Raw genomic sequence first — 21,450 nt, forward strand, 5'->3', positions numbered from 1 at the left:
CCTGACATCTGATGGTTTTCATCCCCCTGATCGTAGATGCATTGGCCAATGCAGCCCTGATCTTCTTTGTCGCTGTCGGCCTGACGCTGGTGTTCAGCGTGTTGCGCATCCTGAATGTCGCCCATGGCAGTTTCTATTCCATCGGCGCCTACCTGGCCGCCAGTGCCGGGCTGTGGATCGTATCGGCGGGCGCGCCGGGTTGGCTGACCTTTCCGACGCTGCTGCTGTCGGCGATCTTCGTCGCGGTGCTGTTCGGCCCCGTGGTGGAACGCACGCTGATCCGCTGGACCTACGGCAAGAGCGAGGCAGTGCAGGTGCTGGTCACCTTTGCCCTGTTCCTGATCCTCGAAGACCTCCAGCGCATGGTGTTCGGCGTGCAATCCGTCTACCAGGACACGCCCATGACCATGCTCGGCGTGGTCGAGATCGGTGGGATCGTTTACCTGAACTACCAGCTGCTGCTGATCGCGCTGGCGGTGTTCATGCTGATCGCGCTGAAGCTGTTCATCAGCTACTCGCGCACCGGCAAGTTGCTGTCCGCCGTCGTGGCCGACCGCGAAGTTTCTCAGGCCATGGGCATCGACACCAGCCGCATGTTCGTGATCGCCTTTTCCGTCGGTGTCTTCCTTGCGGCTCTGGGCGGGGCGCTGGCCACGCCGACATCGGGCGTCAGCCCCGGTCTGGGTGCCGACACCATGGTACTGGCCTTTGCCGTGGCCGCCATCGGCGGGCTGGGCCAGGTCGAAGGGGCGGCCATCGCCGCCATCATCGTCGCCTTTGCCAAGGTTCTGGCGATCTACTTTGCCCCGTCGCTTGATGCCGTGGCGCCCTACCTGGTGATGCTCGCCGTGCTGGTGGTGCGCCCCTACGGCCTTTTCGGCACCGAAACCGCGCGGAGGATCTGATGACGCGTCGCACGATTTTCATGGTCGCAGGCCTGGCCCTTCTGGCTGCCGCGCCCATCCTGTTCCCATTCACGCAATTCGTCCTGACGATCGCCATCGCCAAGGGGTTCGCCGCGTTGGGCGTCGCGCTTCTGCTGCGGGCCGGGCTGATCTCGCTGGGCCACGCGATGTTCTACGCCATCGGCGCCTATGCGGCGGCCTTCCTGTCGGCGCGGTTGGGGATCACCGACATCTTTGCCATCCTCGTCTTCTCGGTCGCGATCTCCGCGCTGTCTGGCGTGCTGATCGGGCTGTTCCTGGTGCGCTACCGGGCGATCTTCTTCGCGATGCTGAACCTCGCGGTGTCGATGGTGGCCTATTCACTGGCCTCAAAGGCCTATGGCATCACCGGTGGCACCGACGGGTTGCGCGTCTCGGTCCCGACAATCCTGGGGATGAGCGTCGAGAAATCGAGCTTTGATGTCGTGCTCTACTACCTGGTCCTGGTCTTGATGGTCGGCGTCGGCATCCTGATGCATCGCTACATGCGCAGCCCGCTGGGCCATGCGTTGTCGGCGGTGCACAGCAACGAGATCCGGCTGGAATACCTGGGTGTGTCCGCCCGGTCCACCTTGCTGGCGGCCTATACGATTTCCGCCACGCTGGCCGGGATCGGCGGCGCCATCGCCGCGGTGTCCATCGGCCATGTCCTGCCGGAATTCGCCTTCTGGACGGAATCCGGGCACCTGGTCCTGACCGCCGTCCTGGGGGGCATCGCCGGGATCGCTGGGCCGTTCCTCGGCTCCATCTTCCTGGAACTGATCCACACATTCGCCGTCGGCTACGCCGCCGAAGCCTGGAACATGATCATCGGCATCGCGATGTTGGTCGTCATCTTCTTCCTGCCCCGCGGTCTGTTCGGACTGGTGGAGCGCATCACCGGCGGGAAATCCCGCAAAGGGGAGGCCAAGCTGTGACCAAGCCACTGCTGATTGCCCGCGATCTCGAAGTTGCCTTTGGCGGCGTGAAGGCCGCCGACGGGGTGAACCTGACCATCAATGAAGGTGAATTCGTCGCCATCATCGGCCCAAATGGATCGGGCAAGACGACGTTCCTGAACCTCTGTACCGGCTATGTCCGGCCGGTCGCCGGGGAGGTGCTGTTGAAGGACGTTCCGATCACCTCCCTTCCGCCGCGCCGGATCGCGCGGCAAGGGATCGCGCGGGCGTTCCAGATCCCGCAATTGTTCACCGATCAGACCGTGTTGGAGAACGTGATGCTGGCCATCGCGGCCCAACGCGGTATCTGGCAGGCGCTGAACCCGCTGGACCGGCCCGCCTATCGCAAGGAGGGGTTGGAGCTGCTGGACCTGCTGGGCCTGGCCGATCATGCCGAAACGCTGGCCGGAGCTCTGCCGGAGGGGTTGCGCAAACTGGCCGACGTTACCGTCGCCATGGCGCTGCAACCGCAATTGCTGCTGTTGGACGAACCGACCAGCGGCGTCTCCGCGCTGGAACGCTTCCCGCTGATGGAAACGCTGATGACCGCGATGCGCAGCCGCGGGATGACCGCCCTGTTCGTGGAGCATGACATGGAAATCGTGGAGAAATACGCGGATCGCGTGGTGGTCTGGGATGCAGGGCAGGTGCTGGCCGAAGGCCGGGCCGATGTGGTCATGAAAGACCCGCGTGTCCTGGAACGCGTGGTCGGAGTGGAATGATGCTGAAGATCGAGAACCTGTCTGTGGATATCGCCGGCGTGCAGGTGCTGCGCCAATTGGGCTTCGAATTGCGGGCCGGGGTCTGTACCGTGCTGGTCGGCCGCAACGGCGCCGGCAAGACGACGACCCTGCGGTCGATCATGGGGCTGCTGCCGCATCAATCGGGGCGGATCACTCTGGAAGGCACCGAGATCCAGGATCGGCCCAGCCATGACCGTGCGAAACTGGGCATCGGCTACGCTCCCGAAGACCGCCGCCTGATCGGCCATTTCAGCATCGAGGACAACATCCTGCTGCCTGCGGTCGCTCTGAAGATGCCGCGCGCGGAGCGGGAGAAGCGGCTGGCCCAGGTCTATGATTTCATGCCCGAACTGGTGAAGCTGAAGGCCAGGCCCGGCGGCGGCGTCTCGGGCGGGCAGGGCAAGATGGTCGCCCTGGGCCGTGCCTTGATGGTCGCGGACAAGGTGCTGTTTCTGGACGAACCGTTTCAGGGTCTCGCGCCGGCGCTGGCACTGGATTACGCGCGGACGCTGGCCCGCCTGCGCGATGTGAAGCCGGAGCTGTGCATGATGGTCACGGAATCCTCGCCCAAGCTGCTGGACAGCATCGCCGACGAAACCCTGATGATCGAACGCGGCGCGGTAGAGAGACGCTGAACCGCGCCCCTCAGCCCTTGCCGCACCCGCGCTCCGCCAGGGTTACCCCATGCGATCCGAAGCGTAATCGCCCGGGCTGGCGGGAAAGACGACGGTCTTGTCCTTGTTGATGAACACCCGGTTCTGGGCATGGGCATGGACCGCCCGTGCCAGTACCTGGGCCTCTACGTCGCGGCCCAGGGACACGTAATCGGCCGCGCTTTGCGCATGGGTCACGCGGATGGTGTCCTGTTCGATAATCGGCCCTTCGTCCAGGTCGGCGGTGACGTAATGCGAGGTCGCGCCGATCAGTTTCACGCCACGCTGAAACGCCTGGTTGTAGGGGTTCGCGCCCTTGAAACTGGGCAGGAACGAATGGTGGATGTTGATGATCCGCCCCGACATCTTCTGGCACAGCGCATCCGACAGGATCTGCATGTAGCGCGCCAGAACCACCAGTTCGGCGCCGGAATCGTCGACCACGCGCAGCAATTGCGCCTCCGCCTCGCTCTTGTTGTCCTTGGTCACCTTGATGTGATGGAAGGGCAGGTCATGGTTCACCACGACCTTCTGGTAGGTCATGTGGTTGGACACCACGCCCACGATCTCAACCGGCAGGGCGCCGATGCGCCAGCGGTACAGCAGGTCATTCAGGCAATGGCCGAAGTTCGACACCATCAACAGCACCTTCATGCGATCCTTGGTGTCGCGCATGTCCCATTGCATTTCGAACGGATCGGCGACGGCGGTGAACCCGGCCTTCAGATCCGCCAGATGGGCGCCCGTCTCGGGGACAAAGCAGATGCGGGCGAAAAACGTGCCGGTTTCGGTATCGTCGAACTGCGCGGCATCAATGATGTTGCCCCCCCGTTCGGCGATATAGCCGGTAACGGCGGCGACGATACCGCGGCGCGAGGTGCACTGCACAGTCAGGACACAGGTCATTCGGGTACTCTCTGTTGGGTTTGGTCGGATCACGCGGGCGGGCCGGGGGCCGCCCCCCGTCCTAGAGCGCGTCCGCCCCCTTTGCCAGTTGCCAAGCGACCCTTGGCGGCCCTGAACCGGCGACGATGGTTCCGATGCTGCGGCTTCGGGCGCCTATCGGTTACATCGGGGCGTGCCGAACGATGAAGGATAGCGCCGTTTCAGACAAAGGTTAACATAATGTGGATTAGCCGTGATGTGGTTTTGGCGGGGGCGCGCGCTAAACTGAAATGCGACTTTTGAATCGTGACGGGATGTTAGGAGCTGAACGGGCATCCTGACTGAAACGCAGAACCGTTGGAAACCCCCGCCCGTGGGGGTTCCGAGGGGTGAAAGGTCAGGCCCCCGCATGCCCTCGCCTGCCCCCGCCGGCGCATCCGGCGAGAGGCGCGCTACTGCCCCGCTCCGCCGGCGCGGGCGCGGTCCGCTCAAAGCGTGGCAAGGAACGCGTCGATGCCGGCCTGGGCGACTTGCATGTCCTCTGCGGGTGTGCCCGAGCTGATACCGATGCCGCCCACCACTTCGCCCTCGACCACCACGGGCAGGCCGCCGCCGACGACCATCAAGCGGCCACCGATGGCGGAGGCGATGCCATAGGCGGGCGCGCCGGGCTGGCTGGCCTTGCCGTATTCATGGGTCGCCTTCTTCGCGGCCGACGCGGTAAAGCTCTTGTCGATGGCGATCGTGGTGCTGGTCACCTTTCCGCCTTCCATCCGCTCAAAGGCGATCAGGTTGCCGCTTTCGTCGGTGATGGCGATGCACATCGGCACGCCGATCTCCTCGGCCTTGGTACGGGCGCCGGCAATCAATGTGCGGGCATCGGTCAGGTCAAGTCGTCTGAGAGTGATCATGGGTCAGGCTCCGGTCTGGTTTTTGGCCTTGCGGCGGTAGGCATGCAGCAAGGGCTCGGTGTAGCCCGACGGCTGTTCGGCGCCAAGCAGGATCAGGTCGCGCGCCGCCTGAAAGGACAGGCCGTCGCAATGCGGCGTCATCGGCTGGTACAGGGGATCGCCGGCATTCTGCGCATCGACCTTCGCGGCCATCCGGCGCAGGCTGTCCAGCACCTCGTCGCGGGTGACGATACCGTGCATCAGCCAGTTGGCCAGGATCTGGGCCGAGATCCGCAGGGTCGCGCGATCCTCCATCAGGGCGACATCGTCGATGTCGGGCACCTTGGAACAGCCGATCCCCTGGTCCACCCAGCGAACGACATAGCCCAGGATGGATTGGCAGCTGTTGTCCAGCCCGCGCTTGATCTCCGCCGGGGTCAGGCTGCGGTCATGCAGGACCGGCGGGGTCAGCAGATCCGCCCGGCTGGCGGCCTGTCGGGTGGCGATCTCCGTCAACCGGTCAAACACCTTTTCCGCGTGGTAATGCGTCGCGTGCAGCGTCGCCGCCGTCGGCGAGGGAACCCAGGCGGTCGTGGCGCCGGACTGAGGGTGCCCGATCTTGGCCTCCAGCATCTCTGCCATGTCGTCGGGCTTGGCCCACATGCCCTTGCCGATCTGGCCATGGCCCACCAGCCCGGTAGCGACACCGGCATCGACGTTGTTGTCCTCGTAGGCCAGCAGCCATGGCGCGCCCTTCATCTCTTCCTTGGGAATGACGGGGCCAAGCCGCATGCTGGTGTGGATCTCGTCGCCGGTGCGGTCCAGAAAGCCGGTGTTGATGAACATGATCCGGTCCTTCACCTGCCGGATGCATTCCACCAGGTTGACCGATGTCCGCCGTTCCTCGTCCATCACGCCCAGCTTGACGGTGTTGCGGGGCAGGCCCAGCATCTCCTCCACCCGACCATAAAGCCGGTTGGCAAAGCCTACTTCCTCGGGACCATGCATCTTCGGCTTCACGATATAGACAGAACCGGTGCGCGAATTGCGATCCGCCTCGCGGTTGCGGTCGTGCAGTGCGGCGGTGACGGTGAACACCGCGTCAAGGATGCCTTCGGGCACCTCCGCACCGTCCAGCAGCACTGCATCGCTGGTCATCAGGTGGCCGACGTTGCGCACCAGCGCCAGCGACCGGCCCTTCAGGACCAGTGGCGTGCCGTCGGGGGCGGTGAAAGTGCGGTCCTTCTCAAGGGTGCGGTGCATCGTGGTGCCGCCCTTCTCGAAGCTTTCGGACAGCGTGCCGTCCATCAGGCCCAGCCAGTTGGAATAGGCCAGCACCTTGTCGGCAGCATCCACGGCGGCAACGGAATCCTCGCAATCGTGGATTGCGGTGATCGCGCTTTCCAGCACCACGTCGCGCAGCCCCGAAGGGCTGGCGGCGCCGACCGGGTGGGACGGGTCGATCACCAGTTCGATATGCAGCCCGTTGTTGCGCAGCAAGTAGGCGCCGCCGCCCGGCGTTTCGGTGTATCCGGCAAAGGCCGCCGGGTCGGCCAGACCGGTCACCGTCTCTCCGATTTCCGCCACCAGCGTCGCGCCGTCGCGGCGATAGGCGGTCACCCCGGCATGCGAGCCCTGCGCCAAAGGTGCCGCCCGGTCGAGGAACGCGGCCGCCCAGGCAACGGCCTGTGCCCCGCGCGCGGTGTCGTAGCCGGCACCTTCGGGCGCGCCCGGCAGAGCGTCGGTGCCGTAGAGCGCGTCATACAGGGACCGCCAGCGCGCATTCGCGGCATTCAGCGCATAGCGCGCGTTCATCACCGGCACGACCAGCTGCGGGCCTGCGATCTCGGCGATCTCGGGGTCTACATTGGCGGTGCCCACGGAAAACGGCGCGCCCTCGGGGGTCAGATAGCCGATCTTCTTCAGGAAATCCTGGTAGTCCGCCTGATCGATGGGGGTGCCATTCTGCGCCAGGGCCCATGCGTCCATCTGCTGTTGAAGCTGCGCGCGGATCTCCAGCAACCGTTTGTTTTCTGGCGCGAATTCCTGGAGGATCCCGTGCAGCCCTGACCAGAAGGCATCCGGTTCCAGTTCCGTGCCCGGCAGCAGCCTGGTTTCCGCGAACGCGCTCAATTCGGCGGCGACCTGAAGCGCGCCATGCTGTCGATAGGACATGATGATCCTCCTTTGTTTGTCGCCGGAGGTACGGGGGGCTGGCGCCGATCCGCAATTTCTGAAAAAAAGTTTCCCACGATACGGGAAGCCAGAGGAGGCCGGGATGCGGATATCCCAGACCGGTGACGCCGGGATCGTTCAATCGGTTGATCGCGCGCTTGCCCTGCTGGAGGCGCTGGCGGAGCATTCCGGCGGTGCCGGGCTGTCCGATCTGTCCCGCGCGATCGGCCTGCCCACGTCCACGGCGCACCGGTTGCTGACAACCCTGCAATTGCGCGGCTTCGTCGCGCATGAGCCGCTGTCCCGTCGCTGGGTCATCGGGCACCGGGCGTTTTCGGTGGGCGAGAGCTTCTCCCACTACGCCAATATCGTCGCCCTCGCCCGGCCCTTCCTGCGCGCGCTGCGCGACGACACCCGCGAAACCGCGAATCTGGGCGTGGTGGAGGCGGAGGACACCGTCACCATCGCCCAGGCCGAAAGCCGCGAGATCAACCGTGCCATCGCGCCGCCGGGCGGGCGGGTGCCGATCTTCAACTCGGGCATGGGCAAGGCGATCATCGCCACCTGGCCCGACGACGCCATCGAAACCCTGGTCAGGCGCCAAAGCCTGCGCCCGATGACACCGACCAGCCTGCGCTGCATGGAGGACGTGATGGTCGAGATCCGGGCCACCCGCGACCGGGGCTATGCCATCGACAACGAGGAATACATCAGCGGCATGCGCTGCGTCGCCGCTGTTGTGTGGTCCTCGGGTGGGGATCCGGTGGCGGCGGTCTCGGTGTCCGGGGTGGCGGGGCGGGTCACGGTGGACCGCATCGGCGCCATCGCCGACCGGGTGCGGCGGACCGCCCTGGACCTGACCGCCGCGCTGTCCGGCGGTGCCCGTCCGGCGGAGGGGTGACGTTCCTCCGGGGGCGGCGATCACGCGCTCTGCCGTGACGGGAGAGGCCGTCTGCCTCGCGAATGCGTGAGCCGCAGGGCCGCAGCGTCCGGCGCTGGCGCCGGGGGGCATGGTCCAGCGGCGCGGTGCCGATCAGGGCGACATGCCGCGCATGTTCTGCGCGGACGTGCGCCGTCTCTGGCGGCGGGCGTCGCGGCCTCTGCCTCCTGATATCGGGCCATGATACACTGGGTTCATCACCAGAAACAGGAGAGATGCCATGTCCAGCAAACTCAGACCCGATCACCAGACCCCGCCCTTGTCGCTGCCGCTTGTCGGCGGCGGCCGGTTCGACCTGGCCGAGGAATCCCCGCGCGCCTTCACCATGATCGTGGTTTACCGGGGGCATCACTGTCCGGTCTGCCACAAGTACCTGTCGCAGCTGGCCAACATGCTTGACCAGTTCGAGGAAGCCGGGTTCTCCGTCGTGGCGGTGTCGATGAATGACGAGACGCTGGCCGCCCGCGCGCAACAGGAATGGGATCTGGGCCGACTGCGGATCGCCTATGGCCTGACCATCGAGATGGCGAAGGATTGGGGGCTGTGGATCTCCGAGGCGTTCAAGGAAACAGAGCAGGATATCTTTGCCGAACCGGGGATGTTCTGGGTCCGCCCCGACGGACGGCTGTACCTGGTGGATATCGCCAACATGCCCTGGCCCCGGCCGGATCTGGAGTTCCTGCTGTCAAAGGCTCCTTTTGCCCTGGAAAACGGCTACCCCGCCCGAGGCACCTACGAAGGCTGATCCAGCCGGGCGGCTCCTGTGCCCTCTGCGGTGCCAGGGGCCCCTGCCCCTGCCCCTGCTCCTGTCCCGGTCCTGTCAGCCTTCGGGGATCTCGTTGACCTTGTGCGGCAGGTGGTAGCCGGACTGAACCGCCGGACGCGCGCGCAGGCGCCGGTACCAGCTGCGGAGGTTGGGGAAATCGCCAAGGTCGATGCCCTGCCAGTCATGGCGGGAGATCCACGGCCAGATCGACATGTCGGCGATGGTGTATTCCCCCCGTCCCGCACCGGCCACGTAGTCGCGCCCCGCCAGCCGGGTATCGAGCACTCGGTAAAGCCGTTTCGCCTCGGTGGAATAGCGGTCCTCGCTGTAGGGCGAGGTGCCCTTGTTGTATTTCACGAAATGGTGGACCTGGCCCAGCATGGGCCCAAGACCGCCCATCTGCCACATCAACCATTCCACCATGCGCCAGTATTCATCGCCCCGAGCCAGGAAGCGGTCATGTTTCTGCGCGAGATAGAGCATGATCGCCCCGGTCTCCATCAGCTGGATATCGGTTTCATGGTCGACGATCGCCGGAATCCGGTTGTTCGGCGCAATGGCCAGGAATTCGGGGGCGAATTGCTCTCCTTTCGAGATGTCGACAGGCTTGATCGTATAGGGCACGCCCAACTCTTCAAGCAGGATGGAGACCTTGCGCCCATTGGGTGTGGTCCAGCTGTACAGATCGATCATGTGTCCTCCGTTGGGTTTGCCAGCGCGGTGATTGCGGTGGCCGGGCAAAGGGGGGGCGGGTCGGCGCGGGCCGATGGGTCAGGCGCCGGTGGCCTCCTGCTCCTGCAAGCGGCGCCAATCCACCTTGTGGGACGCGGTCAGCGGCAGGCTGTCCACGAAGGCGACCTGCCGCGGCAGTTTGAACGCGGCAAGCCGCGGACGCAACCAGGCGATCAGCTCCGCCGCCTGCAAGCTGGCGCCGGGGCGCAGCTGGACCAGCGCCTTGACCGTCTCTCCCCGATAGCTGTCTGGGGCGGCGATCACGCAGCAGGTTTCCACCGCGTCGTGACCGTGGATCAGGTGTTCCACCTCTGTCGGCCAGACCTTGAAACCGGAGGCGTTGATCATCCGCTTCAGCCGGTCGACGATCCTGAAATAGCCGTCCGGCTGGCGCAGGCCCAGATCGCCGGTGCGCAGGTATCTGTGGCCTTCCCGGTCAAAGAAGGCCAGGGCATCCGCGTCCGGCCGGTTCCAATACCCCAGCATCACCTGCGGGCCGGATACGGCGATTTCCCCGACCGTGCCGTCGGGCAGCGCGGACAGGCTGTCAGGGTCGATGATCATGGCGCGCGTCCGGGGGGCCGGCAGGCCGATGGTGCCGGCCTGAACTGCCGCCACAGGGTTGAGATGCGTGGGCGACATCGTCTCCGACAGGCCGTAGGCCTCCACGTAGTCGAGATTGTATTGGTCCTTCAACCGGGCGGAGACGGGCGCCGGCATCGCCGCGCCGCCGCCGGTGATGCAGGTGATCCGGGCCAGCGCGGGCGCGACCTGTTCCCCCTGCGACAGCATGTCGACGACCATCGTCGGCGGTGCGTTCCAGAAGGTAACGCCGTAATGGGCGAACAACGCGACAGCCGCCGCCGCATCCCACCGGGACAGGATGACCAGCGTCGCCCCCGCGTGAATCCCCGCGTTCATCGACCCCTGCATGCCCGCGACGTGAAACAGCGGCTGCACGGCGGTGACGACGCTGGCGGGGGTCATCCCGTACCATCGTGCCTGCAACACGGCGGTGTGCTGAACGCTGGCATGGCTGTGCAGGCAGCCCTTGGGCACCCCGGTGGAGCCCGAGGTATAAGGCATCACCGCCGGGTCGCTGGCCGGAGCCGACAGCCCGATCAGCGGTCGCGCGGCAGGTGTGCGTAGCGCCGCCTCCCAGGGCAGAAGACGCGGATCGCCGGACAGATCCACCGCCGGCCGGGTCAGCACCTCGGGCAGCGCGGCCACCGGCGCGTCGGGTAGCATGTCGGCATAGCGCGCCACGATCAGCCGCAGCCCAGCGGCACCCGGCCAACCGCTGTAGCGGTCCAGCATGTCCTCGGCCACCAGCGCCACCCGCGCGCCGGCATCGCCCAGGATCGTGGCGACTTCGTCCGCGCGGTACATCGGATTCAACGGCACGACCACGCCCCGCACCGCCAGCACCGCGTAATAGGCCACGATATACTGCGGGCTGTTCTGCATCTGGATCGCCACCCGGTCGCCCGGCTGAACCGCCAGCCCGTGCAGCGCGGCAGCCATGTGTCCGACCATGTCGAACATCGCCCCGTAGCTGAGATCGGCGCCGTAATACCCTGTCGCCCGGCCCTCGGGGCGAGCTGCCGCCTGTCGTGCGAGGTTCAGCAGCAGGCTGCCATCGGGGCCAGTGGGCGTATCAGGCGAACTAGGCATGGCGCTCCTTTCAATGGTGCGAGAGGCGGCAAATCCGGCTGAGGGCCGGCCTCATTTGCCTATTTGCTAGCACATCGCAAAAACAGAAATAGCAGAAACTGGAAAAAGATTGCGAATATTCGAAATGTCTGCTCATGCTCTGCTCAAAATCCCAGCGGAGGCTCCAGCGTGACGACAATCCCAGACGCATATATATGCGAGGCTTTGCGCACCCCGCGCGGCAAGGGGCGGGCCGGTGGGGGCCTGGCCTCTGTCAAGCCCGTTCAGATCGTGGCGGACCTGCTATCGGAGTTGCAGCGCCGCACCGGGTTCGCGCCGCGCGACATCGACGATATCGTGCTGGGCTGTGTTTCGCCCGTTGGCGAACAGGGCGGGCCGATGGGCCGGACCGCCGCGCTGATGAACGGCTGGGACATGGACGCGCCGGGGATGCAGGTGAACCGGTTCTGCGCCTCCGGGCTGGAGGCGATCAATCTGGCCGCGCAGAAGATCCGGTCCGGCTGGGAAAACATGGTGATCGCAGGAGGAATCGAATCCATGTCGCGTGTGCCGATGTTCTCGGACGGGGGCGCCTGGCAATTCGACCCCGAAATCTCCACCGCGACCGACTACGTGCCGCAGGGCATCAGCGCCGACCTGATCGCCACGCTGGGCGGGCTGTCCCGCACGGCGCTGGACGCCTTCTCTGCCCGCTCCCACCAGAATGCGGCGCGGGCCTGGGCCGAAGGGGCGTTCGACCGTTCGGTGGTGCCGGTGCGCGATGATCTGGGCCAGCCCCTGCTGACGCGGGACGAGGCCATACGCGGCGGCTCCACGGTGGAGACGCTGGCCACGCTGCCCTGTGTCTTCGATGGCATCGGGCGCGGCGGCTATGACCAGATCGCCCTGACCCGCTACCCGGATCTGATGGCGATCCGGCATGACCATACCGCCGGCAATTCCTCGGCCATCGTCGATGGTGCGGCGCTGGTGCTGGTTGCCTCCGACCGGCAGGCGGCGGCCACGGGGCTGACCCCCCGGGCGCGAATTCTGGGCACCGGGCTGTGCGCCTCCGCGCCGGTGGAGATGCTGACCGGCCCGGCGGAGGCGGCGCGCCGGGCGCTGGTGGTGGCCGGGCTGACGTTCAACGATATCGACCTGTTCGAGGTCAACGAAGCCTTCGCCGCCGTGCCGCTGCATTTCATGACCGAGACCGGCGTGCCGCTGGAGCGTGTGAACATCGACGGTGGCGCCATCGCCATGGGCCATCCCCTGGGCGCCACCGGTGCCATGCTGACCGGTACGCTGCTGGACGCGCTGGAGCGTACGGGGGGCCGTCGTGGTCTGGTCACCATGTGCATCGGGGCGGGCATGGCCTCGGCCACCGTGATCGAAAGGGTGTGACGAGATGAACAGTTACCTGACCGAAGACCTGGACCCCGACGGCCTGCTGATCGTCACCCTGGCCGATCCTTCCGGCCCGCTGAACCGTACCACGGACCAGTTCAAGGCAGAGCTGGCGGCGCTGCTGGACCGGCTGGAAGCCGCGCCGCCCAAGGGGGTGATCTTGCGCACGGATCGCGACGCCTTCGGCGTGGGCGGCGATGTCGACCAGATCGCCGCGCTGGCCGCTGCCGGGGTCGGCGAGAGCTTTGCCGACAGCCAGCGGATCAAGGCGTTGTTCCGTCGGATCGAGTCCCTGCCCCTGCCGGTGGTCTGCCTGATCGAGGGCATGGCCGTCGGCGGCAGTTTCGAGCTGGCGCTGGCCTGCCACGCGGTCTTTGCGCGGGCCGACGCGCGTATCCGCCTGGGTTTTCCCGAATGTTCCATAGGGCTGGTGCCCGGCGCGGGCGGGCTGCTGCGCTGCGTGCATCTGCTGGGCGAGGACGCCGCGCGGTCTCTGATTGTCGATGCCACGCTGATCGCCCCCGACCGCGCCTTGGAACTGGGGTTGGTGACCGGGCTGGCCGAAAACCGCGACGCGTTGATGGCCGCCGCCCGCGCCTGGATCGCCGAGAACGCGACTCCGGCCAGGCCATGGGATCGCAAGCGCCACAAGGTGCCGGGTGGCGGCCCCTATGATCGGCGCGGGCGCTATCTTGCCCGGCAGGGCCATGTCTCGGGTCTGGTCAAGCGGGGGCACGGGCGCCAGATGGCCCGGATCACGGCGCTGTCTGCGATTTGCGACGTGGCGGCCTGTGGCTTCGCTGACGGCGCGCTGATCGAAAGCCGCGCCTTTGCCCGCCAGGCCACCAGCGCCGAGGCGCGCGCCTGTATCGGTCTGGAGATCAAGGACAAATCGGTGCTCAAACGCGCGCCCTCCCGTCCGCAGGGGGTGCCGGCGCAGGTGTTGCCGACCCGTGTCGGCATCCTGGGCGCAGGGCTGATGGGGGCCGGCATCGCCTTTGCCAATGCGCGCGCCGGCTACCCTGTGGCGCTGGCCGACGTAACCCGGGAGGCCGCCGATCGCGGCATGGCACAGGTTCGTGCTGACGTGGACCGCGCCCTGCGACGCAGCCAGATGACGGCGGCCGAAGGTGCTGCCCTGCTGGCCCGGGTGACGCCGGGGGTCGGCACCGCGCATCTGGCCGGTTGCGACCTGATGATCGAAGCGGTGACCGAGGATATCGGCCTGAAACAGCGCGTCCTGCGCGAGATGGAGACGCTGTTGCCCCCGGAAGGCCGCCTGGCTTCCAACACCTCTGCCCTGTCGATCACCGGGATCGCCCAGGCGCTGGCCCGGCCGGAGGCCTTCCTGGGCCTGCACTTCTTCTCTCCGGTGGACCGGATGCATCTGGTGGAAATCGTCGTCGGCGCCCGGACCGGCGACGCGATGCTGGCGCTGGCCCATGATTACAGCCGCTCCCTGCGCAAGCAGCCGATCACCGTGGCCGACAGTCACGGGTTCTTTGCCAGCCGCGTGTTCCAGAAGTTCATCTACGAGGCCGCCGCCCTGGTGGGCGAGGGCGTGCCCGCCGCGTTGATCGAGAATGCGGCCTTGCAGGCGGGATATCCTGCCGGTCCGCTCTCCCTGATCGATGACACGGCGCTGACGCTGTCGCTGAAGGTGATCGACCATGCCGCCGAGGCCGCGATTGCCAGCGGTCACGCCCCCGAAAACCACCCCGGCGAAGCAATCATCCGCACCCTGGCCCTGGATCACGGCCGCGAAGGCCGCCGCGCCGGAGCGGGATTCTATGACTACACCCCCACGGGGAAGTTCCCCTGGCCCGGCCTGGCGGATCTGGCCTCCCGCCGGCTGCGGCCGACGCCGGCCCCGGAGGAGATCGCCGAACGTTACCTGACGGCGCAATGCTGCGATGTGCTGCGCTGCCTGGCGGCGGGGGTGATCCGCTCGTCGGCAGAGGTGAACGCCGGGGCGATCCGGGCCATCGGCTTCCCCGCGTGGACCGGTGGCCCGCTGCGCCTGATCGCCGAGGAGGGCGCCGCCCCCTTCCTGGCGCGCAGCCGGGCGCTGGCCGACCGGCACGGAGCGCGGTTTGCCCTGCCCTTCACAAATACCGATGCGCTGGCGGCCCTGCTCGACCGGGCCGAGACCTTTGATACTGAACCCGCCATGACACAGGGATGACCGCCATGACACGACTCCTCAATACCAGTCTCACCACCAATGACGCGGCCCCGGTCTTTGTCGTCGGTGCCGAAGGCTGCTGGTTCACGCTGTCCGACGGGCGCAAGGTGCTGGACGGGTCCAATTCCGCCGGGGCGCTTGGGCACCGCCATCCCGACATGGTCGAGACGATCCGAAAGGCGGCGGAATACCCCGCCATTTCCGAGGGCTGGGCCTGGGAAGGCCGCAGCAAGGCCGCCGAAGACCTGATCAACCTGGCCTTTGACGGGGAACAGGAGTGGGTCGGGGGCGTCCGGTTCGGCCTGTCCGGGTCAGAGATCAACGACCTGGCGCTGTCGTTCTCTCAGGCCGTCACCGGACGGTCGGCCATCGGGACCCGCGAACGCGCCTACCACGGCTTGACCGGCCTGTCGCGGGAGGTCACGACCCAGCCGCAATGGCACGGCGGCTTGTCGCGCGGGGACGGCACGATCAGCCCGGCGGCCCCCAATTGCGAGGTGCGCACCATCTCCGGCCCGGCGGGGTCGCTGTACGGAGAGCGGGTGGTGCAGCACGCCCCGATGTCCGAGGCGGACATGACCGCAGTCCTGTCCGACAGTGCTTCCCTGATCCTCGACTATACTCAGGGCGGCATCTACCACGACGCCACCTACCAGGATCAGGCCGCCGCCGCTGCGCGCAAGGCCGGCGCCCTTTGGATTGCGGACGAGGTGGTGACCGGCGCTGGCCGTTCCGGCCGCTGGTTCGCCTTCCAGGGGGGAAACTCGCGGCCGGATATCGTGACCATGGGCAAGGCGCTTGCCGGAGGGGCGGCGCCGATCGGCGCGATCATCCTGTCCAGGGATCTGACCGATCAGCTGGACGATGCCGCCTGGCAGAATTATTCCACTTTTCGGGGCCACCCCGTCGCGATGGCGGGAGTCTCGACCTATCTCGGCGTGCTGCGGCGCGATGCGCTGCTGGACCGTGTCGCCGCGTTGGAACCCCGGATCGCGGAACGCCTTGTCGCGATGGCGCAACGGCACCCCAGCGTGTCCCGCGTGGATGGCCGGGGTCTGCATTGGACGATCGAATTCCATGGCCCGCACTGGATGGGCTGGACCGCCGCCACCCGCGAGACGCCCGTCGCCTCGAAAGTGGTGGCCGCCGCGATGGCGCAGGACGTGTCCCTTGGAACGAGCGGGGAGGAGACCTCCCTGTTTCTTGCGCCGCCGCTGATCATCTCCGACAGCGAACTCGATCACCTGTTGCAAGTCCTCGACCACGCCTTGTGCGTGGCTGACGACGCTCTTGAACGCGCCGCGCGCTAAGCCAAAGGACCAGACACATGACCGACCAGACCCGCAACGACGAAGCGCAACTGAAAGCGCTGATCCAGGAGTATTTCGACGCCATCTACGCCGGTGACATCCCCCGTATCCGGCAGGTGTTCCACCCTCAGTGCCGCCTGTTCGCGGTGATCGACGGCAAGATCACGGCCTTTGACCATGACCCCTACATGGCGCGTGTGGCGGGCCGTCCGTCGGGCGCCTCGCGCAACGATGTCCGGCAGGACGAGATCGTCAGCCTGAGCGTCGCAAGCCCGACCACCGCCCATGCTCGGGTCAAGGATATCTATGCGCCCAGCCATTTCGTGAACGAGCTGACGTTTCTGAAGGAAGACGGGCGCTGGTGGATCGTGGTCAAGGCCTGGCACGTGCTGTCCTGATTTGCCGTTTTTCCGAATTTCGGAATTCCCTGTTGACAGGCAGCGGCCCGACCACCTAGCTGACCGGGTCGCTGCGGCGGGCGTTTACCTTGAATTTCAATCTGAAACTGCGCCGCGTACCGCAGGGATACCGTGGAGGACGGATAGGCAATGCGCGACACCACCCAGATTGACGACACACCCGTGGGCCGGGCCTTTCGGATTCTGGAAAAGCTGTCCTCCCATCCCGACGGTCTGACTTTGTCTGAAATCGCGGCATCCACCGACCTGGTCGTCGCCACGGTGCACCGGCATCTGAACACGCTGATCAACGTCGGTGCCGTGCGCAAGCTGAACACCAAGGCCTTTGTGCTGGGCGAACGGATGTGGGTCATGGCCAGCCAGATGACCAATGGCGCCGATATCACCCATTCCGCCGCGCCGGTGCTCAAGGATCTGGCGGACCGCTTCGGAGAGACCTCGTTCCTCGCCCGGCTCGGGGATCGCAATGTCGAGGTGATGTCGACCTGCACCCCCACGGCCTTCGGCCAATCCTTCGTGCAGCCGGGGCGCGGCATGCCGCTATATGCCGCGGCCTCGGGGAAAATTCTGCTCGCGCTCAGCTCCGACAGCTTCGTGGACAGCTATCTGAGGCAACCGCGCAAGGCCTTCACTCCGAATACCAAGGTGGCAGAGGCCGAGATCCGCGCGGAGATCCGCCAGACCCGCGACCGCCAGATCGCGATTTGCAACAACGAATTCGATCCCGGCATCCTGTCCTACGCCGCCGCGGTTGAGGATCAGCGCACCGGGCTGACCTATGCGCTGGCGGTCTTTGGTCTGGCGGATCGGTTTTCCGCCATCGAACGCGGGACGGTCGAGACGCAGCTTCTGAACGCCGCGCAACGCCTGTCGTTGTCGCTGGGTAGCTTCCGTAGTCCGGAGTAATCTCGGAATTCGGAAAACTTGGACTGGGCGCGCAGGGGTTGCCGCCCACTTTTTCCATGAGAATCGCCTGTAAACTGTGCTGGACCGTCAAGGCCATGGCCGCGCCTGACTTCCGATTACCGGAAAATCCGGCCCGTCAACTCACCTGACATGATGAAAACTTGCGCAATCCAGCAGCGCAGAGCGGATTTCAGGGCGATTGCCGGGGCTTTTCAGAGGGAACAGTTGACAGCGCGCCCTCAGCGTCGTTTTTCGAATAAACAAGATAAAGTTTCGAATAACGAAAATGAGGATCACCGTGTCGGATTGGCGTCTAGGAATTGATATCGGGGGCACCTTCACCGACGTGATCGCGGTGTCCCCCGACGGGACGAACCGGCGGTCGGCCAAGGTGCCCAGCAAACCGGCGGAACCGGTGCGCGCCATCGTCGAGGCGATCGCCGCCGTCGATCTGGACTGGTCCCAGGTCGGCGAGATCGTGCACGGTACCACGATCGTGACCAACGATATCGTGGAACACAACTTTCGCCCCTGCGCCCTGATCGCCACAGCGGGTTTTGCCGATTCCATCGAGATCGGGCGAACCTCCCGCCGGGTGCTGTATCGCCTGGATCTGCCCCCCAAGGTCGCGCCGCTGGTGCCCGCCGATCTGCGGTTCGAAGTCGCCGAACGCCTGCGCGCCGATGGCAGCGTCATGACAGGGCTGACCGACGCCGAGATCGACGACGTCATCACGCGGATCAAGGCCACCGGCGTCGACACCGTTGCGGTCTGCCTGCTGCACGCGTTCCAGAACCCGGTGCATGAAATTCAGCTGGGTGAAAAACTGTCGGAGCATTTCGCCAATGTCTCGCTCAGCCACGAGATTTCGCCGGAGATCCGCGAATTCGAACGGATGAGCACAACTGTCCTGAACGCCATGATGATGGGCAAGATCCGCGCTCATCTGAACCGCATCGACGAGACCCGCGCCGCCGACAGCCTGGTGCACCTGATGCATTCCGCCTCGGGGATGGCGACGCCCGATCTGATCGCGGAACGCCCGCTGATGCTGGCCATGTCCGGCCCCGCCGCCGGGGCGCTGGCCACCACCGAACTGGCGCGCGGGCTGGGCATCGACAACGCCCTGACCTTCGACATGGGCGGCACCACCACCGACGTCTGCCTGATCGTCAACGGCCGGGCCGAGATTGCGGCCAATCGCGAACTTGGCGGGCAGCGCATTCGCCTGCCCATGGTCGCCGTGGATTCCATCGGCGCGGGCGGCGGGTCCATCGCGCAACTCGTCTCCGGCGCGTTGGAGGTCGGGCCGCGCAGTGCCGGGGCCACACCTGGGCCGGCCTGCTATGGCAAGGGCGGCACATTGCCCACCGTCTCCGACGCCGATATCGCGCTTGGCTACCTGAACCCGACGCGCACGCTGGGCGGGTCCGTGCCATTGCAGCCGCAGCTGGCAGAGGCAGCGATCGGCGTGCTGGCCAACGACATGGGGTTCGGCGTCCGCCAGGCGGCCCTCGGAATCACCCGCGTGGTCCATGCCACAATGGCCCGCGCCCTGCGCCGCGCCACGGTGGAGCGGGGGCTGGACATCCGCAACTTCACCCTTGTTGCCTTCGGCGGTGCCGGACCCATGCACGCCGTAGAGGTCGCCCGGATCTGCGGCATCGGGGATATAGTCATCCCGATGTTCTCCTCTGGCTTTTCGGCCCTGGGATGTGTCGATGCGGCAATGAGTTACGCGCGGCAATTCACGGTGAACATGAAGTCGCGCACCTGGGATCATGACCGGCTGGACGCGCTGCTGTCGGAAGAGGTGACTGCCCTGTCGCGGGCGCTGACCCAGGCCGGGCACGATGCCGCCACGCTGCGCATCAGCCATACCGCCGGCATCCGCTATTCCGGGCAAAGCTACGAGACTCCGATCCACGACCCCGCGTTCGATGATCCCGAGAAGCTGGGTGCGCAATTCGACGCGGCGCATCGGGCGATCTACGGCTACGCGACAGGCGAAACCTGGGAATTGATGACCGTGCGCACCGAGGTTTCCGGCCCGGAGCGGGAGCTGAACGCGACCGACCTGCCCGGCGGGACCGCGACGCCTGATCCCGTGGGCTGGCGCGACGTGACATTCGAGGCTGCGGAAAACGTGCCGACCCCGGTCTACGACCGCGCCGCGCTGGTGGTGGGGGAGGTGCTGACCGGCCCGCTGATCGTGGAGGACAGCTGGTCCACCGTGGTCGTCCCGCCCCGCGATACGATCCGCCGCGATCCTGCGGGCAATCTCCACATCGGGGTTGAACTGGACCAATGAAGGACACCGCCGTGCAACTCGACCCTGTCTCTCTCGAAGTGATCCGCAACGCGCTGACCGCCGTTGCGGAGGAAATGTCGAGCGTCGTCATGCGTGCCGCGCGGTCGCCGCTCCTGCGCGAGGCGGGCGACCATTCCTCCGCCCTGACCGATGCGGAAGGATACCTGGTGGCGCAGGGCCGTGACGTGCCCGTGCATCTGGGGGTGCTCAGCTTTACCGTGCGTGAGTTCCTGAAAGCGGTGGGCCGCGATGTGCTGCGGCCCGGCGATGTCTGGATCTTGAACCTGCCGGACGTGGGCGGCAACCACCTGCCGGATGTCAAGCTGATCCGCCCGATCTTCGACGGCGATGCGCTTTATGCCTTTTCCATCAGCTTGGCCCATTGGGCGGATGTGGGCGGCGCCATGCCCGGCAGCTATTACGCCGCCGCTTTCGATTGCTGGCAGGAGGGGCTGCGCATCCCCCCCGTACGCCTGGTCAGCGGGGACCGGATCGACGAGGAGAAGATGGGCCTGATCCTGGCCAATGTGCGCGGTCCCGCGGAACGGCGCGGCGATATCCTGGCCCAGATCTCTGCCACCACGATCGCCGGTCGCCGGCTGGAGGAGTTGAGGGTGCAATACGGGCGCCGCTTCCTTCAATCCGCGTTCAAGGCGATCCACGACCGGGCGGAGCGGCAGATGCAGGACGCCATCGCTGCGATCCCCGACGGCATCTACGAGGGGACGGACCATCTGGATGACGACGGCCATGGCGGCGCGCCGGTGGCCATTCGGGTCAAGGTCACGATCAGCGGAGAAACCGCCAGTTTCGATTTCACCGGCACGGACGATGCCGTCGCCGGGCCGCTCAACACCACGCCGTTCATTGCCGCGGCGGGCGTCTTTTATGTGATGAAAGCGCTGTATGGTCCCGACATCCAGCCCTCCGCCGGGTGCTATCGCCCGCTTGAGGTGGTGACCCGCGCGGGTTCTGTTCTTGATCCGCGCAGCAATGTGCCGGTGGTCGGTGGCAATCACGAGACCTGCCAGCGGGTTGCCGACGCGATCTTCAAGGCGCTGGTGCCTGTCGCGGCCGAACGGCTGTCCGCCGGCGGGCCGACCACAGCGGGGCTGCTGATCTTTTCCGCCCGTGGCGAGGATGGCGATTACGCGACCTTCTACGAGGTGCATGGCGGCGGTGAAGGCGCCCGGATCGACCGTGACGGCATGTCCGTGACCCGGGTGCATCTGGCCAACGTGATGAGCACCCCCGCCGAGGTCATCGAGACCGAGTACCCCATCATGGTCGAACGCCAGTCCCTGCGCCACGGATCGGGGGGCAAGGGCGCGCATGTGGGCGGCGACGGGCTGCACCGAGTCTACCGGATGCGCGCCGACAACGTGTCGCTGACCACCATGTTCGAACGTGCCGTCGTCCCTCCCTACGGGGTGGAAGGCGGCGAAGACGGAGCCGCCTTCGAGGTGCTCCTGGAAACACGAGAAGGCAAGCAAACCAAGCTGTCCGGCAAGCAAAACGTCACCATCAACAGGGACGATCGGGTGACTGTGATGTCCTGCGGTGGGGGCGGATACGGGTCCACATAACAACAAA

General features: G+C 66.2%; 18 protein-coding genes. 13 read left to right on the plus strand and 5 right to left on the minus strand.

Annotated elements, in window-relative coordinates; translation table 11 throughout:
• Positions 1-11: 11 nt before the first annotated feature.
• Genes G5A46_RS17795 through G5A46_RS17810 form a run of 4 tightly spaced genes read left to right on the plus strand, consistent with a single transcriptional unit; the run spans position 12 to position 3,260 of the window.
• Complete coding sequence (locus tag G5A46_RS17795; RefSeq protein ID WP_163851773.1) at positions 12-905, plus strand: branched-chain amino acid ABC transporter permease; 894 nt, start codon at positions 12-14, stop codon at positions 903-905.
• On the plus strand, positions 905-1,861 hold the full coding sequence (locus G5A46_RS17800; RefSeq protein WP_204318798.1) for a branched-chain amino acid ABC transporter permease: 957 nt from the start codon (positions 905-907) through the stop codon (positions 1,859-1,861). Before G5A46_RS17795 ends, G5A46_RS17800 begins: the two co-directional genes overlap by 1 nt.
• The gene (locus tag G5A46_RS17805; RefSeq protein WP_163851787.1) at positions 1,858-2,604 is read left to right on the plus strand and encodes an ABC transporter ATP-binding protein; all 747 of its coding nucleotides are present in this window, start codon (positions 1,858-1,860) and stop codon (positions 2,602-2,604) included. Before G5A46_RS17800 ends, G5A46_RS17805 begins: the two co-directional genes overlap by 4 nt.
• Positions 2,604-3,260: an ATP-binding cassette domain-containing protein gene (locus G5A46_RS17810; protein ID WP_163851790.1), complete on the plus strand. Its 657-nt coding sequence runs from the start codon at positions 2,604-2,606 to the stop codon at positions 3,258-3,260. The genes G5A46_RS17805 and G5A46_RS17810 overlap by 1 nt, the downstream gene beginning before the upstream one ends.
• A 42-nt stretch (positions 3,261-3,302) precedes the next feature.
• Here G5A46_RS17810 and purU read toward each other — a convergent pair whose 3' ends face one another.
• The 3 genes from purU to G5A46_RS17825 form a co-directional block, all read right to left on the minus strand.
• Positions 3,303-4,184 (minus strand): formyltetrahydrofolate deformylase, encoded by an 882-nt coding sequence (gene purU, locus G5A46_RS17815; RefSeq protein WP_163851792.1) that lies wholly within the window; start codon positions 4,182-4,184, stop codon positions 3,303-3,305.
• Between the two features lie 467 nt (positions 4,185-4,651).
• Entirely contained in the window at positions 4,652-5,074 is a 423-nt protein-coding gene (locus G5A46_RS17820; RefSeq protein ID WP_163851794.1) for a GlcG/HbpS family heme-binding protein, read from the minus strand.
• 3 nt (positions 5,075-5,077) lie between these two features.
• Entirely contained in the window at positions 5,078-7,228 is a 2,151-nt protein-coding gene (locus G5A46_RS17825; RefSeq protein ID WP_163851796.1) for a malate synthase G, read from the minus strand.
• Between the two features lie 103 nt (positions 7,229-7,331).
• Here G5A46_RS17825 and G5A46_RS17830 point away from each other — a divergent pair, with 103 nt between their 5' ends.
• Positions 7,332-8,129 (plus strand): IclR family transcriptional regulator, encoded by a 798-nt coding sequence (locus tag G5A46_RS17830; RefSeq protein WP_163851797.1) that lies wholly within the window; start codon positions 7,332-7,334, stop codon positions 8,127-8,129.
• 259 nt (positions 8,130-8,388) lie between these two features.
• Complete coding sequence (locus tag G5A46_RS17835) at positions 8,389-8,913, plus strand: peroxiredoxin-like family protein (protein ID WP_163851799.1); 525 nt, start codon at positions 8,389-8,391, stop codon at positions 8,911-8,913.
• A 75-nt stretch (positions 8,914-8,988) separates the two neighbouring features.
• Here G5A46_RS17835 and G5A46_RS17840 read toward each other — a convergent pair whose 3' ends face one another.
• Together G5A46_RS17840 and G5A46_RS17845 are read right to left on the minus strand one after the other, a co-directional pair.
• Positions 8,989-9,627: a glutathione S-transferase family protein gene (locus G5A46_RS17840; RefSeq protein WP_163851801.1), complete on the minus strand. Its 639-nt coding sequence runs from the start codon at positions 9,625-9,627 to the stop codon at positions 8,989-8,991.
• 78 nt (positions 9,628-9,705) lie between these two features.
• The gene (locus tag G5A46_RS17845) at positions 9,706-11,340 is read right to left on the minus strand and encodes an AMP-binding protein (protein ID WP_163851803.1); all 1,635 of its coding nucleotides are present in this window, start codon (positions 11,338-11,340) and stop codon (positions 9,706-9,708) included.
• A 177-nt stretch (positions 11,341-11,517) separates the two neighbouring features.
• Here G5A46_RS17845 and G5A46_RS17850 point away from each other — a divergent pair, with 177 nt between their 5' ends.
• The 7 genes from G5A46_RS17850 (at position 11,518) to G5A46_RS17880 (ending at position 21,443) form a co-directional block, all read left to right on the plus strand.
• Entirely contained in the window at positions 11,518-12,723 is a 1,206-nt protein-coding gene (locus tag G5A46_RS17850) for an acetyl-CoA C-acetyltransferase (RefSeq protein WP_163851954.1), read from the plus strand.
• Between the two features lie 4 nt (positions 12,724-12,727).
• Positions 12,728-14,911: a 3-hydroxyacyl-CoA dehydrogenase NAD-binding domain-containing protein gene (locus G5A46_RS17855; protein ID WP_163851805.1), complete on the plus strand. Its 2,184-nt coding sequence runs from the start codon at positions 12,728-12,730 to the stop codon at positions 14,909-14,911.
• Between the two features lie 5 nt (positions 14,912-14,916).
• A complete protein-coding gene (locus G5A46_RS17860; protein ID WP_163851807.1) occupies positions 14,917-16,221 on the plus strand; it encodes an aminotransferase class III-fold pyridoxal phosphate-dependent enzyme in 1,305 nt (434 codons plus the stop codon).
• Positions 16,222-16,238: 17 nt separating this feature from the next.
• Entirely contained in the window at positions 16,239-16,619 is a 381-nt protein-coding gene (locus G5A46_RS17865) for a nuclear transport factor 2 family protein (RefSeq protein ID WP_163851809.1), read from the plus strand.
• A gap of 150 nt (positions 16,620-16,769) precedes the next feature.
• The gene (locus G5A46_RS17870; RefSeq protein ID WP_163851811.1) at positions 16,770-17,546 is read left to right on the plus strand and encodes an IclR family transcriptional regulator; all 777 of its coding nucleotides are present in this window, start codon (positions 16,770-16,772) and stop codon (positions 17,544-17,546) included.
• A gap of 286 nt (positions 17,547-17,832) precedes the next feature.
• Positions 17,833-19,857, plus strand: a complete 2,025-nt coding sequence (locus G5A46_RS17875) for a hydantoinase/oxoprolinase family protein (RefSeq protein WP_163851813.1) — start codon at positions 17,833-17,835, stop codon at positions 19,855-19,857.
• A gap of 11 nt (positions 19,858-19,868) precedes the next feature.
• Positions 19,869-21,443, plus strand: coding sequence for a hydantoinase B/oxoprolinase family protein (locus G5A46_RS17880; protein WP_163851814.1), 1,575 nt, complete (start codon positions 19,869-19,871; stop codon positions 21,441-21,443).
• Positions 21,444-21,450 lie beyond the last annotated feature (7 nt).

Origin of the sequence: Pseudooceanicola aestuarii (assembly GCF_010614805.1) — a bacterium.
Classification (GTDB): domain Bacteria; phylum Pseudomonadota; class Alphaproteobacteria; order Rhodobacterales; family Rhodobacteraceae; genus Pseudooceanicola; species Pseudooceanicola aestuarii.

Bases quoted from the DNA above. Each gene is read 5' to 3' on its own strand.
- G5A46_RS17865 (WP_163851809.1), top strand. From the start codon at position 16,239: ATGACCGACCAGACCCGCAACGACGAAGCGCAACTGAAAGCGCTGATC.
- G5A46_RS17800 (WP_204318798.1), top strand. From the start codon at position 905: ATGACGCGTCGCACGATTTTCATGGTCGCAGGCCTGGCCCTTCTGGCT.
- G5A46_RS17845 (WP_163851803.1), bottom strand. From the start codon at position 11,340: ATGCCTAGTTCGCCTGATACGCCCACTGGCCCCGATGGCAGCCTGCTG.
- G5A46_RS17820 (WP_163851794.1), bottom strand. From the start codon at position 5,074: ATGATCACTCTCAGACGACTTGACCTGACCGATGCCCGCACATTGATT.
- G5A46_RS17810 (WP_163851790.1), top strand. From the start codon at position 2,604: ATGCTGAAGATCGAGAACCTGTCTGTGGATATCGCCGGCGTGCAGGTG.
- G5A46_RS17870 (WP_163851811.1), top strand. From the start codon at position 16,770: ATGCGCGACACCACCCAGATTGACGACACACCCGTGGGCCGGGCCTTT.
- G5A46_RS17860 (WP_163851807.1), top strand. From the start codon at position 14,917: ATGACACGACTCCTCAATACCAGTCTCACCACCAATGACGCGGCCCCG.
- G5A46_RS17875 (WP_163851813.1), top strand. From the start codon at position 17,833: ATGAGGATCACCGTGTCGGATTGGCGTCTAGGAATTGATATCGGGGGC.
- G5A46_RS17855 (WP_163851805.1), top strand. From the start codon at position 12,728: ATGAACAGTTACCTGACCGAAGACCTGGACCCCGACGGCCTGCTGATC.
- purU (WP_163851792.1), bottom strand. From the start codon at position 4,184: ATGACCTGTGTCCTGACTGTGCAGTGCACCTCGCGCCGCGGTATCGTC.
- G5A46_RS17840 (WP_163851801.1), bottom strand. From the start codon at position 9,627: ATGATCGATCTGTACAGCTGGACCACACCCAATGGGCGCAAGGTCTCC.
- G5A46_RS17835 (WP_163851799.1), top strand. From the start codon at position 8,389: ATGTCCAGCAAACTCAGACCCGATCACCAGACCCCGCCCTTGTCGCTG.
- G5A46_RS17825 (WP_163851796.1), bottom strand. From the start codon at position 7,228: ATGTCCTATCGACAGCATGGCGCGCTTCAGGTCGCCGCCGAATTGAGC.
- G5A46_RS17830 (WP_163851797.1), top strand. From the start codon at position 7,332: ATGCGGATATCCCAGACCGGTGACGCCGGGATCGTTCAATCGGTTGAT.
- G5A46_RS17795 (WP_163851773.1), top strand. From the start codon at position 12: ATGGTTTTCATCCCCCTGATCGTAGATGCATTGGCCAATGCAGCCCTG.